The sequence below is a fragment of the Aminobacter ciceronei genome (assembly GCF_014138625.1).
GTDB lineage: Bacteria > Pseudomonadota > Alphaproteobacteria > Rhizobiales > Rhizobiaceae > Aminobacter > Aminobacter ciceronei.
Genome location: NZ_JACJHY010000049.1, coordinates 1 through 15881 on the forward strand (window position 1 = coordinate 1; position 15881 = coordinate 15881).

Sequence of the window (15881 nt, forward strand, 5' to 3'; positions counted from 1 at the left end):
AGCCAACTACAACCTGGCACGCCCACACTCGGCCCTTGGAGGCATCAGCCCGTTCCAAAGACTGAACAACCTTCTTGGAAACGACACCTAGGCCGTCGCCAGTCGCGCTCAGGAAGCAGCAGCCACCACGCCACCGTCCTTGATGTGCGGTTGAGCGTCCATCAGTTCCTGGAAATAGGCAACCGTGCGCTGAAGGCCCTGCTCCAGCGGCGTGGCGGGTCGCCAGCCGAGAGTACCGGCCAAGGTGATGTCGGGCCGCCGCTGCTTCGGATCATCCTCGGGCAACGGCAAGAACTCGAGCCGCGACCTGCTGCCCGTCTCGGCCAGAACCGCGCGGGCGAGCTCGATCATCGAAAACTCCTCCGGGTTGCCCAGATTGACCGGTCCGGTGAAATCGCGTGGAGAGGCCATCAGCCTGATCAGGCCGTCGACGAGGTCGTCGACATAACAGAACGACCGCGTCTGCGTGCCGCCGCCGAAGATCGAGATGCTGTCGCCGCGCAACGCCTGCATGATGAAGTTGGAGACGACGCGCCCGTCATCGGGCTGCATCCTCGGGCCATAGGTGTTGAAGATGCGGGCGACCTTGATCTCCAGATCGTGTTGTCGCCGGTAGTCGAAGAACAGCGTTTCGGCGCAGCGCTTGCCCTCGTCGTAGCACGAGCGCGGGCCGATCGGATTGACGTTGCCCCAGTAGCTCTCGTCCTGCGGGTGGACGGCCGGGTCACCATAGACTTCCGATGTCGAGGCCTGGAGGATCCTGGCGCCTAGACGCTTGGCGAGGCCAAGCATGTTGATGGCGCCGAGCACGCTGGTCTTGGTGGTCTGCACCGGATCGCGCTGGTAATGGATGGGCGACGCCGGACAGGCCAGGTTGTAGATCTCGTCGACTTCGACAAAAAGCGGCTGGCAGACGTCGTGCTCGATCAATTCGAAACGGGAATGTTCGGCAAGGTGTGCGACATTGGCGCGCGCACCGGTGTAGAAACTGTCGACGCACAAGACATGCGTCCCTGCCGCGAGAAGCCGTTCGCAAAGATGCGAGCCAAGAAAACCCGCTCCACCTGTAACCAGTACCCGCTTTTCTGGACGCATGTCGGCCTCTGCTTTCGCTACAGGCATTGCTTGGCGGGCAAGCTCATGCAATGTCGCTCATGTTTCTACAAGTTCGGCATTTCCAGGCCAATAGGCGCGTTTGAATGAACTATTTCGACGGCAGCGCTTTCAGCAGGGACTGGACATCCCACCACATCCCGATCTGGGAAAAGCTGCTGCGCGAGCGCGCGCAGGAGCCGCTGCGGGTTCTGGAAATTGGCTCCTTCGAGGGCCGCTCGGCGCTGTTTTTCCTGAAATTCCTGCCTAATTGCCATCTGACCTGCATCGACACATTCGAGGGCAGCGTCGAGCACAGGACACCCGGCTCGCGCCATCACACCGACATGAGCGAAGTCGAGGCACGCTTCGATGCCAACACGAAGCTCTTTTCCGACCGGCTCGAAAAGCTGAAGGCCTTCTCGATCGAGGCGCTGTCGGAACTGCAGCGCGAGTCGCGCCGCTTCGACGTCGTCTATGTCGACGGCGACCACCATGCCGCCTCGGCTTTCACCGACGCCCAGCAGAGCTGGGACCTGCTTGCCTCGGGCGGCATCATGATCCTGGACGACTATCTCTGGCAGCCGGCCAAGCCGGCCGCCGAGCGCCCAAAGCCCGGCATCGACGCCTTTCTCCAGGCAAGAGCAGGAGAGTACGAGGTCCTGCACAACGACTACCAGGTGATCGTCCGCAAGACCTGGAGCCCGTCCCGCGATGCCGCTTCAGGTTTCACCATCGGCGGGCGGAGCATCGACGAGGCCTCCGGCGGGTCGATCAAGCCGCCCTTGGTCAGCTTCGTCGTCATCGCCTGGAACTATGGCCGCTACGTCGGTGCGACGATCGACTCGATCAAGGCGCAGGACTACCCCAATTTTGAGTGCCTGGTCATCGACAATGGCTCGACCGACGACAGCGTCGAGGTCATCGCCAGACATGTCGGCAATGACAGTCGCTTCCGTATCGAAACGCTGCCGGAAAATCTCGGCCAGCTTGGCGCGGCATTCTGGTCGCTCGACAAGATCAAGGGCGGCTTCGTCAGCTTCGTCGATGCCGACGATGTGCTGCTGTCGACCTACGCGTCGATGCATGTCCAGGCTCACCTGGCGCTGCGGCAAAGCGTTGCCTTCACCTCGTCCAGCGTCGCGGAAATGGACGCGGTGGGAAACATCCTGGCTGCCGCTGGCGGCGGCGCCGTCGACAGCCAGAGCCAGACGCGAAACTTGCATGTCGAAGCGTCCGTCTTCCGGCTGCCGACCGTCTCACAGCAGCACTTCCAGCAACTGTCGGCGCGGACCGTTCTCGTGCCGAGGTGGGCAAGCGGCTGGCAATGGAGTCCCGGTACGGCAAACATGTACCGGGCGTCGCACTTGCGGCTGGTCCGGCGCGGCGGCGAAGCCAGACACATGCGGGCGGCGGACGGCTACTTCAACTTCATGTGCCATGGCTTTGGCGGCAGCGCCCTTATCGATGTCGTTCTGTCAGGCTACAGGCTGCATGGGGAAAACGCCTTCTCGAACCATGAAAGCTCGCCCTGGCTTCGATCCGGGACGCCGGAATACTACCGGCTCGCCGAGGAAGCGACGCTGACCGATATCGATTTTCTCCTGGCCAATGCAGGCAGATATGCCTGGATGCTCGACGGCGGCTACTGGTCGGTGCTGGATCTCATCACCCGCGAAACACCCAAGCGACTGCGCAGGTTCTACGGCGACCGCAAGGTGTTCGCGGTCTTCCTGGCAAATGCACCAACACTGGCGGCCGAGTTTCGCTCGCGTGTCTTTTGCCGTGAAATCCTTGCCCGCTTTTCCGGCAGCCAGGCACGAAAGATCCTCCGCGCCGGATATGGCGGGAAGCTCAAGCAGCGCGCCTATGGCGAGATTGCACTGTCCGAGCTGCGCAAAGCGCTGTCGATCCTGCGGAAGTACAAATAACGTCGCCCGGCGCGGCAGCCGAATTGCGTCGGCACTGGTACAACACGTTTCCCGATTGCCTGCCCGCAAGGCGAATGCTAACCAAGTGCCCGCGCGGGTATGATGTAATGGTAGCCTGTCAGCTTCCCAAGCTGAACGCGCGGGTTCGATTCCCGCTACCCGCTCCAATTTTTGCAGCAAGATCTTTCGCCCTGCCCGCAGCCAACCCGAGGCGGGTGCTATCACATGCGTCTTGCGACGCCTGCTCCGGATACGAAAAGGCCGGACGCAAGCGCCCGGCCTTCGGTGTTCAGGTATCAGCGATCAATCCGCGCCATAAATATCGAAGTCAAAATACTTCGCGTTGATCTTGGCGTAGGTGCCGTCCTTGTAGATGGCGTCAATGGCGGCGTTAAGCTTGTCGCGCAAGGCGGTGCCATCGAGGCGGACGGCAATGCCGGTCTCGGATTCGGTGCCCTTGAGATCGCCGATCATCTTGCAGCAATCCTGACCGGTGGTCTTCATCCAGTCGACGAGCACGAACTTGTCGGCGACGACGGCGTCGAGGCGGCCATTGGTCAGGTCGGCCACGGCCTCGTCCTGCGTCGGATAGAGCTTCACGTCGGCGCCGGCCTTGGCATAGTGGTCCTCTGCATAGATGCTCTGCGTCGTCGAGGCCTGTGCGCCCACCGACTTGCCCTTCAGCGCATCGGGCTCCGGTGAGGTCAACTCGGAGGTCTTGAGCGCAATCAGCGCCAGCGGCGTGGTGTAATATTTGTTGGTGAAGGCAACCTGCTTCTTGCGTTCCTCGGTGATGGTCATCGAGGCGACGATGGCGTCGAACTTCTTGCCCTGCAGCGCCGGAATGATGCCGTCCCAATCCTGGGCGACGATCTCGCATTCGACCTTCATCTGAGCGCACAGCGCATTGGCGATGTCGACGTCGAAGCCGACGAGCTTGCCGTCGGCGCTCAGATTGTTGAAGGGCGGATAGGCGCCCTCTGTGGCGATCTTGAGCTTTGTTGCGTCCTGCGCCGAGGCACCGCCCGCCGCAGACAACAGCGCTGCCAGCGAAGCAGCGCAAGCGAACTTCCACGAAATCTGCATGATCCTCTCCATTTGCCGGGCACCCTTATGTCGGGCGTCCCTGCCCGCAGCCAAGCACAGCGGCTTGAAATGGACAAGCAGACTAAGGTCGGCAGGCCCTGACCTAAGGTCAGTCCGTACGGAAATGCTTTGAGAGCTTCAGTCCCTGAGCCTGATAGTTGGAGCCGAGGTCGGTGCCATAAAGCGCTTTCGGGCGTGCCAGCATGTGCTCGTAGACGAGGCGGCCGACGACCTGGCCGTGTTCCAGGATGAACGGCACTTCGTGGCTGCGTACCTCGAGCACGGCGCGGCTGCCGGTGCCGCCGGCGCCGGAATGGCCGAAGCCTGGATCGAAGAAGCCGGCATAGTGGACGCGGAACTCGCCGACCAGCGGGTCGAACGGCGTCATTTCGGCGGCGTAGAGCGGCGGCACATGCACAGCCTCGCGCGACACCAGGATGTAGAACTCGTCCGGGTCGAGCACCAATTCCTCGGCGCCATGATTGTAGATCGGCTCCCAGAAGTCGACGACCTTCTGGGCGGCGCGCTTGTCGACGTCGACGAGGCCGGTATGGTGCTTGCCACGATAACCGACGATGCTGCCGGGCGCACCGGCAAGGTCGATCGACAGCGCGATGCCGCCCCCCGAAATGTTTGGCGGATCGATCGCCACCAGCCGGTCGGACAGGTGCAGCGCGTTGAGCTCGGTTTCCGACAACAGCGCATTTCCCTTGCGGAAGCGGATCTGCGACAGGCGCGAACCCTTGCGCGCGACGATCGGGAAGGTGCGCGGGCTGACCTCAAGATAGAGCGGGCCGCTGTAGCCGGCGGGAATCTTGTCAAACTCCTGGCCATGGTCGGTCATGACACGGGTGAAGATGTCGAGGCGGCCGGTCGAGCTCTTCGGGTTGGCCGAGGCCGATATTTCGGCAGGCAAAGCAAGACTCTCCAGCAGCGGCACGATGTAGACGCAGCCCGTCTCCAGCACCGCGCCATTGCTCAGGTCGATCTCGTGCAGCTTGAGCCGGTCGAGCTTGGCCTGAACCAGCGAATTGGGGCCAGGCAGGAAGGACGCGCGCACGCGATATGCGATGGCGCCAAGGCGCAGGTCGAGGCTCGCCGGCTGGATCTGGTCGGCATCGAGCGGCGACGCCTTGAGCGCGCCCGACGCAAACAGCGCCGCGATGTCCTGGTCTGGAAGAATGCCCGACTGCCGCAATTGCCTCACTCCTCTACAGCGCCGCCAGCCCAAAAAAGCGAGCCGGGGCCGCTGGATCCCGACCGTTTCCGGGCTCATGTGCGTGGCCCAAAACGTTTAGTCGTCCTCGCAATTGACGCAAGCAGGCTGCGGGTCTAAAGGACATTTATCCCGTGGTGATTTGGCCGGTCGGCTTGCAGCCACGTTAAACAAGTCGCTAAAGGGCCGCGTTGTGGACCGGTTGCGACTTATCGCGGCCGGTTTTTTTGTATTTGGATTTGGCTATGAGCTCCGAAAAGCAGCGTAACTGGAAACCCCAGACCACCCTCGTCCATGGCGGCAGCCTTCGCTCCGGCTTCGGCGAGACCTCGGAATCGATCTTCCTGACCCAGGGCTATGTCTATGAAAGCGCCGAAAGCGCCGAGGCCCGCTTCAAGGGCGAGACCCCCGGCTTCATCTATTCGCGCTACGCCAATCCCACCGTCGACATGTTCGAAAAGCGCATGTGTGCGCTCGAAGGCGCGGAGGACGCACGTGCCACCGCCTCCGGCATGGCGGCCGTCACCGCCGCCATCCTGTGCGGCCTGAAGGCCGGCGACCACATCGTTGCTGCCCGTGCCCTGTTCGGCTCGTGCCGCTGGGTCGTCGAGACGCTGGCGCCCAAGTATGGCATCGAGGCGACGCTGGTCGACGGCACGCTGATCGAGAACTGGGAAAAGGCGGTCCAGCCCAACACCAAGCTGTTCTTCCTGGAAAGCCCGACCAACCCGACGCTCGAAGTCGTCGACATCGCGGCGGTCGCGACCCTTGCCAATTCGATCGGCGCACGCCTCGTCGTCGACAATGTCTTCGCCACGCCGATGCAGCAGAAGCCGCTCGAGCTCGGCGCCCATGTCGTCGTCTATTCTGCCACCAAGCACATCGACGGCCAGGGCCGCTGCCTCGGCGGCGTCATCCTGTCGGACAAGAAGTGGATCGATGAGAACCTGCACGACTACTTCCGCCACACCGGCCCGAGCCTGTCGCCGTTCAACGCCTGGACGCTGCTCAAGGGCTTGGAGACACTGCCGCTGCGCGTGCGCCAGCAGACCGAGACCGCCGGAAAGATCGCCGACTTCCTCGCCGAGCAGCCTGAAGTGTCGCGCCTGATCTATCCGGGCCGCGCCGACCACCCGCAGGCCGACATCGTCAAGCGCCAGATGTCGGGCGGCTCGACGCTGATCTGCTTCGACGTCAAGGGCGGCAAGAAAGCCGCTTTCGCCTTCGAGAACGCGCTGCGGATCGTGCTGATCTCGAACAATCTCGGCGACGCCAAGAGCCTGATCACCCATCCGGCGACGACGACGCACAAGAACCTCACCGACGAGGCCCGCGCCGAGCTCGGCATCGACGACGGCACGCTGCGTCTGTCGGTCGGCCTCGAAGACGCCGACGACCTGCTCAACGACATCGGCGACGCGCTGAAGGCGGCGCGCTAGACGCCCGGGACAACGGCGCTCCGCAACCGGGAGCGCCGTTCAAGCCGGCGGTAAGATCCGTCACAGCCTCATCACAATCGGCGTGATTTTGTCGAACAGCAGTTGACCCGCAGCCTCGCGCGGCGGACTCTGTCATCGTGCAGGCCAAGGAGCGCAGCATATGTATCGCGCAATCACCCGCAACATCGCGGTCGAGGTCGAGCCCTTCTATCTGGTGGACCAGTCGGAGCCATCGGAAAACCGCTACGTCTGGGGTTACCGCGTCACCATCGAGAACAATTCCGACGAATTCGTCCAGTTGCTGTCGCGCTACTGGCACATCACCGATGCGAGCGGCAAGGTCGAAGAAGTGCGCGGCCCGGGCGTGGTCGGCGACCAGCCCGAACTCAATCCCGGCGACAGCTATCAATATGCGTCCGGCTGCCCGCTCTCGACGCCGTCAGGCATCATGGTCGGGCGCTACACCATGCGCAACGAGGCGGGCGAGATGTTCGACATCGCCATCCCGGCCTTCTCGCTCGACTTGCCCGATGCTCGCCCCAGGCTGAACTGACGCATCATTGCGCCCGACTTCACTGTACCGGTGCGAATTCTGCCGGGTCGAATTCGTAGGACTTGGAGCAGAACTCACAGGCGACGCGGATGACGCCGTCTTCGACGCTGTCAGTGATTTCCTCGGCCGTGAAGCCCTGCAGGATGCCCTTGATCTTCTGGCCCGAACACGAGCATTCGTCGACGACGCGAACGCCGTCATAGACGACCACGCCATGCTCGTGGAACAGGCGGTAGAGCAGCCTTTCGGTGCCGACCGTCGGGTCGATCAGTTCGGTCGGCTCGATGGTTCCGACCAGCGCCAGAAGCTCCTGCCAGGAGTTGTCGTCCGGGTGGACTGCGATGTCGCGCTCGTCGCCGTCGCCGCCATGGATGTCGGCCACGCGCCGGCGCTCGGGCGAGTCGGGCAGGAACTGCGCCAACAGGCCGCCGGCACGCCAATGCTCGCGCGGGCCGCCTTCGGCCGGCAGCACGAGCTTTGCCACCGACAGCTTGACCTCGGTGGGGATCTGTTCCGACTGGCGGAAATAGGCGCGCGCCGCCTCTTCCAGCGTGATGCCGTTGAGCTCGACGATGCCCTGGTAGCGTTGGGTATGCTCGCCCTGATCGATGGTCAGCGCCAGCACGCCGCTCCCGAGCAGATCCTCGGGCGCGGTCATGCCGGCCTCTATCGCCGCATCGACGCGGTCGGCGTCGAAGCGTGCATAGGCGCGCAGCGAATGCGGCGTGGTGAAGTCGGCGACCAGCATGTCGACCGGCCCGTCAGTGCGGGTCTGGAAGATGAACTTGCCTTCGAATTTCAGCGACGTGCCGAGCAGCACCGTGACCACACAGGCCTCAGCCAGGAGCCTGGCCACCGGCTCGGGATAGTCGTGCCGTCCGAGGATCTGGTCGAGCAGCGGGCCGAGCTGGACGGTGCGGCCACGCACGTCGAGCGGCTCGACCTGGAATGGAACGACATGGTCGTCGCCGGCGAACCCGAATTCGCCGAGCTTGCGTTCGGTGTCAGTCACTGGAACTTATCCCATCTATAGAGTTCCGCGCCCGGTCGGTCCGCCGACGGTCGCAGAACATGGCTTTGATGATAATTGAATGATCCCGCCCCAGATAGGGTCGCGGGATCACGCATTCAAGCGCCCAGGCACCAGGCGAGCACGGCCTTCTGCGCGTGCAGCCGGTTTTCCGCCTCGTCGAAGACCACCGAGTTCGGGCCGTCGATGACCTCGTCGGTCACTTCCTCACCGCGATGCGCCGGCAGGCAGTGCATGAACAGGGCGTCGGGCTTGGCATGCTTCATCAGGTCGGAATTGACCTGATAAGGCAGGAACACGTTATGGCCGCGGGCGCGATGCTCCTGGCCCATCGACACCCAGCAGTCGGTGACGATGGTGTCGACACCGCGAACCGCGTCTTCGGGCGAGCGCGTGATCATGACCTTGCCGCCATTGGCGCGGGCCCAGTCGATATACTTCTGCTCCGGCTCGCTGCCCTCGGGCACGGCGATGTTGACGTTGAAGCTGAAGCGGGCCGAAGCCTCGAGCAGCGAGTGCAGCACGTTGTTGCCGTCACCGGTCCAGGCAAAGGTCTTGCCGCGCACCGGGCCGCGATGCTCCTCGAAGGTGAGGATATCGGCCATCAGCTGGCACGGATGGGTGTCGTCGGTCAGGCCGTTGATGACGGGAACGGTCGCATTCTCGGTCAGCTCGAGCAGTCGGTCATGCGCGGTGGTGCGGATCATGATGGCGTCGACATAGCGCGACAGCACCTTGGCGGTGTCGGCGATCGATTCCGAGCGGCCGAGCTGCATCTCGGTGCCGGTCAGCATGATGGTTTCGCCGCCAAGCTGACGCATGCCGACATCGAACGAGATGCGCGTGCGGGTCGACGGCTTGTCGAAGATCATCGCCAGTACCTTGCCCTCCAGCGGCTTCGATCGCTCGCCGGCTTTCAGGCGCGCCTTGCGCTTGGCTGCGTCGTCGAGAATCCCGCGAAGGTCGCTCCCGGAAAGTGCCGAGAGGTCGGTGAAATGGCGAATCCCGCTGGTCATGTAACTTCCTTGGGTTCAGCCGCCGCTGGCGGCGGCCTTGGAAAGGCTGGCAGCTCCGGCGCGAACCCGCGCGAGCGCCTCTTGGATGTCCGCGTCGCTGGTCGTCAGCGGCGGCAGCAGGCGGATCACATTATCACCTGCGGGCACCGCAAGCAGCTTGTGGTCACGCAGCGCCATGTTCACCTTGGTGTTGGGCATGGTGCATTTGAGACCGAGCATCAGGCCGGAACCGCGGATACCCTCGATCACGTCGGGGAACTCGTCGGCGACGGCGGCGAGGCCCTGCTTGATCAGCAGTGCCTTGCGGCTGACCTCATCGAGGAAGCCTTCCTCGAGCACGACGTCGAGCACGGCATTGCCGACGGCCATGGCAAGCGGATTGCCGCCAAAGGTGGTGCCGTGCACGCCGGCAGTCATCGCGCTTGCTGCCTCCTCGGTGGCCAGGCAGGCACCCATCGGGAAACCGCCGCCGATGCCCTTGGCGATCGCCATCAGGTCCGGATTGACGCCGGCCCATTCATGGGCAAACAGCTTGCCGGTCCGGCCGATGCCGCACTGGACTTCGTCGAAAATCAAGAGCAGGCCGTGCTTGTCGCAAAGCTGGCGCAGGCGCTTCAGGGATGCGGTCGGGAACGGACGGATGCCGCCCTCGCCCTGCACCGGCTCGAGCATGATCGCCGCCGTCTCCGGTCCGATCAGCTTCTCCGCCGCATCGATGTCGTCAAAAGCGACCTGGTCGAAGCCTTCGACCTTCGGACCGAAGCCCTCAAGATATTTGGCCTGGCCGCCGGCGGCGATTGTCGCCAGGGTGCGGCCATGGAAGGCGCCCTCGAAGGTGATGACGCGGTAACGCTCGGGATGCCCCTTCACATACTGGTAGCGGCGCGCCGTCTTGATCGCGCACTCCAGCGCTTCCGCACCCGAGTTGGTGAAGAAGACGCGGTCGGCGAAGGAGTTTTCGGCCAGGCGTTCGCCAAGCCGGCTCTGGCCGGGGATCTGGTACAGATTGGAGACGTGCCAGAGCTTGGCAGCCTGCTCGGTCAGTGCCTGGACGAGATGCGGATGGCTGTGGCCCAACGAATTTACCGCGATGCCACCAGCAAAATCGAGATATCGCTCGCCGGTTTCGGTGATCAGCCAGGAACCCTCACCTCGCTCGAAAGCCAGAGGTGCACGAGCAAACGTCTCGAAAAGCGCCGAACCGCTCATTATATGTCTCTCCGAAGCCCGGAAAATCAAAAAGCCGCCTCAGAGCGGCGGCCTGCGGCTATATCAGGTTTTTCTGCCATGAAGTCAACGAAAACGTCGCTTATGCCAGCGCATTCCAAGCCACCCGTTGCCGCGTAGCCACGTTATCTCGGCAAGTTGGGGAAAACCGTAAAAACCGAATCGTGCTGCCCTCTCGGACTCTTGTCACGGAGTCAGCGCATCGGTAATTGTAATTGAGAAATAACTAGATTTCGTGCGGCGGACATAATCACCGAATAGATGTGGTGTCCAACCGGCTTTGCCCGGACGGAAAAGGATTCCGAGTACTGCGCGTTAAATCAGGAGCACTGTCTCATGAATTGGACTGACGAGCGGGTCGAACTACTCAGGAAATTGTGGTCGGAAGGTCTGAGCGCGAGCCAGATCGCGGCGCAATTGGGCGGCGTCAGCCGCAATGCCGTCATCGGCAAGGTTCACCGCCTGAAATTGTCGAGCCGCGGCCGCGCGACGGCTGCCCCGGCGCGTCAGAAGAAGACGACGCAGGCAACGACCGCGACCAAGACTGTGCAGCGCACAGTCACGGCGACGCGCACCGTAACCGCCAGCATCGGCGCAACCGCGCTGCAGGCGCAGTTCGAGGTCGAGCCGGTTGCCCGCCAGTACATCCGCCCGGTTGAGAACGTCGTCGTGCCGATCTCGCGCCGCCTGCAGTTGGTTCAGCTCAGCGAGCGCACGTGCAAGTGGCCGAACGGCGATCCGCTGAGCGAAGACTTCAGTTTCTGCGGCAACGAAGCCGGTGAGAGTGGGCCCTATTGCGGCTACCACTCGAAGATCGCCTTCCAGCCGGCCTCGGAGCGCCGCCGCTCGCGCTGAGCGAATAGCAAACAGTGCAATTGAGAAAGGCCTCGGATCGCCAAGCGTTCCGGGGCCTTTTCTTATCCGCTACTCACCATTTGCTGCTCTCACAGCCACCCGTTCTTCCTGAAGCGCCAGTACAGGATCGAGCAGATCGTCGCGATCGCGACCAGCACGGTGGGATAGCCGTACTCGAAATGCAGCTCGGGCATCTCGGCGAAATTCATGCCGTAGATGCCGGCAAGCGCCGTCGGCACGGCGAGGATGGCCGCCCAGGAGGCGAGCTTCTTGGCGATCGCCGTTTCCTGGCTTTGGCCGACAAGCAGGCTCGCCTCGAAGGCGAAGGCCAGCACCTCGCGCAGATTGTCGACCTTTTCCAGCACGGTGCGGATATGGTCGGTGACGTCGCGAAACAGCGGATGCATCGCCGGTCGCAACTGCGGCAGGTCGGCGCTGGTCAGGCGGCGACAGACCTCGACCAGTGGGCCGGCGGCATTGCGCAGGCGCAACAGGTCACGCCGCAGCATGTAGAGCCGCTCGATGTCCTTCGACGTCATCGGCCGCGCCAGAACGCCATCCTCGATGAGGTCGACCTCTTCCTCGATCTGCTCAAGCACCGGCATGTAGTTGTCGACGATGAAATCGAGGATCGCGTAGAGGATGAAGTCCTCGCCTTTTGCCAGCGCGCTCGGACAGCTTTCCCAATGCTGGCGGACAGCGGCATAGGAGGTCGAGACGCCGTGGCGGACGCTGACGATGTAGCCCTTGCCGACGAACATGTGTGTCTCGCCGAAATTCACCCGACCCTGCACCAACTGCGCTGTGCGTGCGACGATGAACAAGGCATCGCCATATTGCTCGATCTTGGGACGTTGGTGCGGATGCTCGGCGTCCTCAATGGCAAGGTCGTGCAGATTGAACTGGCGCTGCACCCTGAGCAGCAGCTCGCGGGCCGGCTCGAGCAGGCCAATCCAGACGACGTGGCCTTCCTTGGCCGCCCAGAGGCCGGCTTCTTCGATCGGGATGTCGGCAATACGATGGCCGCCGAAATAGACGCTGGAGGCGACGACACCGCCTTCCAGCTCGGGGTCCTTGTCGAACTTCCTGGCCAGTTCGGTCATGCTGCACCCCTGCGGGGATCAGCCCCGCCGATCGGAGACTATTCTAGACCTTCACCACCCGGCGCAGAAGAGCCTGCGTCCATCGTGGCTCAGCCGGACTTTCCCTCGCCTTCCAGCGTCACGCGATGGCTCTTGTCTTCCTTGGGACGCTCGGGCGGCATCTGCTCTCCGGTGACGATGTAATAGATCGTCTCGGCAATGTTGGTGGCGTGGTCACCGATGCGCTCGATGTTCTTGGCGACGAACAGCAGGTGCGTGCACGGGGTGATGTTGCGCGGATCTTCCATCATGTAGGTCAAAAGCTCGCGGAACAGCGAGGTGTACATGGCGTCGATCTGCTCGTCGCGGTCGCGCACGAAGCCGATACGCTCGACCGAACGCGAGGCGTAGACGTCGAGCACTTCCTTAAGCTGGGTCAGCGCGAGCTCCGCCAAAGCCTCCAGGCCGCGGAACAGGCTGTTGGGTTGCCGGCCCTCGGCCACCGCCAGCACACGCTTGGCGATGTTCTTGCCAAGGTCGCCAACGCGTTCGAGATCGGCCGAAATACGGATCGCGCCGACGATCTCGCGCAGGTCGGTCGCCATCGGCTGGCGCCTGGCGATGATCAGGATCGCCTTGTCGTCGATCTCGCGCTGGGCCTCGTCGAGCACGATGTCGTCCTGGATCACCCTCTGGCCAAGTGCCGGGTCGGCATTGACCAGAGCGGCGATCGCCTGATCGACCATACGCTCAGCCTGGCCGCCCATCGCGGCGATCTTCCGCGCCAGGAATTTCAGCTCGTCGTCGTAGGCACTGACAATATGTTGTGACTGCATGGCCGAATTTTCTTTCGTCGGTTCCCGTTGGGGAATCGTGATCCTGAATCTAGCGCTTTACGCTAGCCGCATGACGGAAAAAAGAAACCGGGGAAGGATTTAGCGCCGGCGCGACGAAATCTGCCAGGTCTGCACATCGGAAAGATCGCTTTGCCGGCTTCGGGCAATCATCGCGTGTGATTGGCCAACCGGTAACTGTAGATGCCACCCACGAGCAGCGGCACCAGGAACGCCGCCAGCAGTGCGGCGATCAGCCAGGTCGGATGCTGCACCAGCAGCGCGCAAACCACCAGCACGATGCCGCCGGCAACGAACAGCATGCCGGTCAGCCGCTGCGTCGCGCGCCAGAGCGCGGGATCATTCATGATCCACGGCAAGCGCACGCCGGCGATGGCATTGGGCTGGGTTTTGGGCATGACGTTGCCCACAAGGATCAGCATGACGCCAAGCGACAGCGTGATGACGCGCACCATCTGGTCGGGGTAGCCGAGGCCGATCAGCACGATCGAGCCCTGGATCGTCAGCATCAGCCCGGTCATGAGGGGTATGACGGTCGCAAAGGCATGTTTGCTCGACGCCATCTGCTCCGGTCCCGCCCGGTTTCCGATGAAGGCCAGCAGCACCGACAGCGTAACAACCGCCACGGGCGTCAGCAGCAATGCCGTGTCGCGCGGCCAGAATGCATCTGCCTCGCCGCTCGGCCCCCAATGGATCGGCAACATCGTGCCCGCCGGCACCAGCAGGTAACCGGCAAGCGTGACGGCAGCGAGGGCTGCCGCAAGCGCCAGATTGATGCGCGAAAACAGGGCCTGCTTCATGGTTCCTGGTCCTTCAGGCTGAGGAGTCCTGTTAGGGCCTCCTCGAGGATCGACGTGTTGAGGTGATAGATCAGGCTCGTGCCGCGCCGTTCGACAGCGACCAGCTCGGCCTCCTTGAGCTTGTTGAAATGCACCGACAGCGTCGGTTTGGTCAGATCGAAATGCCCTGCCAATTCGCCCGCGCTCAGCGGCCCGTTCTTGAGCAACGCCAGGATCCGCCGCCGGACCGGGTGTGAAAGCGCCTCAAAAACCGCATTGATCCCCATCTGGCCGCCGTTGATTGTATCTGCGCTATTATTTAGAAATTCTTCTAATTAGAGTCAATGCGAATTATCGAAATGCAGAAGCGTCGACCGGCTGCCCATGCCAGGCGGTCGACGCTGCATGCGACAAGGCAAGTTTTGCTTGCGGCTCAGGCGATGGGGAAATGCACTGTGAAGGCCGATCCTTCGCCCAGCTTCGAGCGGATCGACAGCCTTGCGCCATGCCGCGTCAGGATGTGCTTGACGATCGACAGGCCGAGGCCGGTGCCCTTCTGCGCACGGCTGGTCTCGACATCGACGCGGTAGAAGCGCTCGGTGACGCGTGGAATATGCTCTTCCGGAATGCCCGGACCGAAGTCGCGGACGGTGACTTCAAGCTCGGCTTCGCTGCCCTGCCCGACGCGCCGCATCGTCACCTGCACGCGCCCGCCCGACTGGCCGTATTTGCAGGCATTTTCGAGCAGGTTCTGGAACACCTGGAACAGCTCGTCGCGGTCACCGTGAACCTCGAACGAACCATCGCCGAAATCGCGCTCGACGACCACGCCGGTCTCTCCGGCCAGAGGGCCGAGCGAGGCGATCACCGCGTCGACCGTCTGGCGCAGGTCGACGCGGACGCCGGGCTTGAGATAGGGCTTCATCTCCAGCCGCGACAGCGACAAGAGATCGTCGATCAGGCGAGCCATGCGGCCGGTCTGGTTCTGCATGATCTGCAGGAACTGGTCGCGCGCATTGGGATCGTTGCGGGCCGGACCGCGCAGCGTCTCGACGAAGCCGGCGATGGAGGCGAGCGGCGTGCGCAGCTCATGGCTGGCGTTGGCGATGAAGTCGGCGCGCATACGGTCGATACGGCGCGCCTCGCTCTGGTCCTTGAACGCCAGCACGAACAGCCCGGTGCCGCGCCCGACCGCCGACGCGGTGACGCGATAAACACGCTCGAACGGCACCCGCTCGACATAGTCCGTAGCCTGCCCGTTGCCCGCGCCCGCCAGCACCGTCTCGATCAGCGCCTGCATTTCGGGCGCACGGAACTTCAAAAGCAGCGGAAGGTCGGGCCTGATCGCGCCGAAGGCCGTCTCGGCAGCCGCATTGGCATGCACCACCGTGCCGTCGCGGTCGAAGATGATGAGCGGATCGGCAACTGCTGCCGCCAGCTTCTCGCCCGACAGCCTGTCGAGCAGCGAGCGCTCGATGCCGGCGCTGGCCTCGGCCAGCCGGCGGGCTGCCGGCGTGCGCGGCGCGACGAGCGCGAACAAGATTAGCGCTGCAATCGTCCCAAAAGTGAAGGGCACGGAGACGCCGCCGAAGAAATGGACCGCGAGGACGGCAAGGATCGCCGCGGCCAACATCCAGCGGTTCTGGTACAGCCGGCCGACCCCGATCCGCGCCGTGCGCCTTGCCTTCGTCTGCGTGGTGGTCTCTGCCATACGAACGTTT

At 63.2% G+C, this 15881-nt stretch carries 15 protein-coding genes, 1 tRNA gene and 1 riboswitch; of the genes, 5 read left to right on the forward strand and 11 right to left on the reverse strand.

What is annotated here, in order from left to right:
* Window positions 1-108 precede the first annotated feature (108 nt).
* On the reverse strand, window positions 109-1095 hold the full coding sequence (locus HNQ95_RS30545; protein ID WP_182576009.1) for a UDP-glucuronic acid decarboxylase family protein: 987 nt from the start codon (window positions 1093-1095) through the stop codon (window positions 109-111).
* Between the two features lie 104 nt (window positions 1096-1199).
* Here HNQ95_RS30545 and HNQ95_RS30550 point away from each other — a divergent pair, with 104 nt between their 5' ends.
* Together HNQ95_RS30550 and HNQ95_RS30555 are read left to right on the forward strand one after the other, a co-directional pair.
* Window positions 1200-3023, forward strand: coding sequence for a glycosyltransferase (locus tag HNQ95_RS30550; RefSeq protein WP_182576008.1), 1824 nt, complete (start codon window positions 1200-1202; stop codon window positions 3021-3023).
* Between the two features lie 93 nt (window positions 3024-3116).
* A tRNA-Gly gene (locus HNQ95_RS30555) sits at window positions 3117-3190 on the forward strand.
* 136 nt (window positions 3191-3326) lie between these two features.
* On the opposite strand, the gene HNQ95_RS30560 is transcribed toward HNQ95_RS30555, so the two are convergent.
* Together HNQ95_RS30560 and HNQ95_RS30565 are read right to left on the reverse strand one after the other, a co-directional pair.
* On the reverse strand, window positions 3327-4109 hold the full coding sequence (locus tag HNQ95_RS30560) for an ABC transporter substrate-binding protein (protein WP_182576007.1): 783 nt from the start codon (window positions 4107-4109) through the stop codon (window positions 3327-3329).
* Window positions 4110-4218: 109 nt separating this feature from the next.
* A complete protein-coding gene (locus tag HNQ95_RS30565) occupies window positions 4219-5307 on the reverse strand; it encodes a 2'-deoxycytidine 5'-triphosphate deaminase (RefSeq protein WP_182576006.1) in 1089 nt (362 codons plus the stop codon).
* A 142-nt stretch (window positions 5308-5449) separates the two neighbouring features.
* Window positions 5450-5527: riboswitch (SAM riboswitch) on the forward strand.
* A gap of 43 nt (window positions 5528-5570) precedes the next feature.
* Between HNQ95_RS30565 and HNQ95_RS30570 the strand changes: the two genes are divergently transcribed.
* Entirely contained in the window at window positions 5571-6764 is a 1194-nt protein-coding gene (locus tag HNQ95_RS30570) for an O-succinylhomoserine sulfhydrylase (RefSeq protein ID WP_067965413.1), read from the forward strand.
* Window positions 6765-6924: 160 nt separating this feature from the next.
* On the forward strand, window positions 6925-7317 hold the full coding sequence (apaG, locus tag HNQ95_RS30575) for a Co2+/Mg2+ efflux facilitator ApaG/CorD (RefSeq protein ID WP_182576005.1): 393 nt from the start codon (window positions 6925-6927) through the stop codon (window positions 7315-7317).
* A 19-nt stretch (window positions 7318-7336) separates the two neighbouring features.
* On the opposite strand, the gene HNQ95_RS30580 is transcribed toward apaG, so the two are convergent.
* From HNQ95_RS30580 to HNQ95_RS30590, 3 genes are all read right to left on the reverse strand, one after another.
* On the reverse strand, window positions 7337-8329 hold the full coding sequence (locus HNQ95_RS30580) for an Hsp33 family molecular chaperone (RefSeq protein ID WP_182576004.1): 993 nt from the start codon (window positions 8327-8329) through the stop codon (window positions 7337-7339).
* 116 nt (window positions 8330-8445) lie between these two features.
* The gene (argF, locus tag HNQ95_RS30585) at window positions 8446-9363 is read right to left on the reverse strand and encodes an ornithine carbamoyltransferase (RefSeq protein WP_182576003.1); all 918 of its coding nucleotides are present in this window, start codon (window positions 9361-9363) and stop codon (window positions 8446-8448) included.
* A 15-nt stretch (window positions 9364-9378) separates the two neighbouring features.
* Entirely contained in the window at window positions 9379-10572 is a 1194-nt protein-coding gene (locus tag HNQ95_RS30590; RefSeq protein ID WP_067965417.1) for an aspartate aminotransferase family protein, read from the reverse strand.
* A gap of 354 nt (window positions 10573-10926) precedes the next feature.
* On the opposite strand from HNQ95_RS30590, the gene HNQ95_RS30595 reads away from it, so the two are divergent.
* Window positions 10927-11445: a GcrA family cell cycle regulator gene (locus HNQ95_RS30595; protein WP_067965418.1), complete on the forward strand. Its 519-nt coding sequence runs from the start codon at window positions 10927-10929 to the stop codon at window positions 11443-11445.
* An 89-nt stretch (window positions 11446-11534) separates the two neighbouring features.
* Here the strand turns inward: HNQ95_RS30595 and HNQ95_RS30600 are convergent, their stop codons facing one another.
* The 5 genes from HNQ95_RS30600 to HNQ95_RS30620 all read right to left on the reverse strand — a co-directional run bounded on the left by HNQ95_RS30600 (window position 11535) and on the right by HNQ95_RS30620 (window position 15871).
* Window positions 11535-12548, reverse strand: coding sequence for a magnesium and cobalt transport protein CorA (locus HNQ95_RS30600; protein ID WP_182576002.1), 1014 nt, complete (start codon window positions 12546-12548; stop codon window positions 11535-11537).
* Window positions 12549-12637: 89 nt separating this feature from the next.
* A complete protein-coding gene (gene phoU / locus HNQ95_RS30605) occupies window positions 12638-13363 on the reverse strand; it encodes a phosphate signaling complex protein PhoU (RefSeq protein WP_067965420.1) in 726 nt (241 codons plus the stop codon).
* A 167-nt stretch (window positions 13364-13530) separates the two neighbouring features.
* Window positions 13531-14181 (reverse strand): SdpI family protein, encoded by a 651-nt coding sequence (locus HNQ95_RS30610; RefSeq protein WP_067965422.1) that lies wholly within the window; start codon window positions 14179-14181, stop codon window positions 13531-13533.
* A complete protein-coding gene (locus tag HNQ95_RS30615; protein ID WP_067965423.1) occupies window positions 14178-14447 on the reverse strand; it encodes an autorepressor SdpR family transcription factor in 270 nt (89 codons plus the stop codon). The genes HNQ95_RS30610 and HNQ95_RS30615 overlap by 4 nt, the downstream gene beginning before the upstream one ends.
* Window positions 14448-14593: 146 nt before the next feature.
* On the reverse strand, window positions 14594-15871 hold the full coding sequence (locus HNQ95_RS30620; protein ID WP_067965424.1) for an ATP-binding protein: 1278 nt from the start codon (window positions 15869-15871) through the stop codon (window positions 14594-14596).
* Between the last annotated feature and the right edge of the window lie 10 nt (window positions 15872-15881).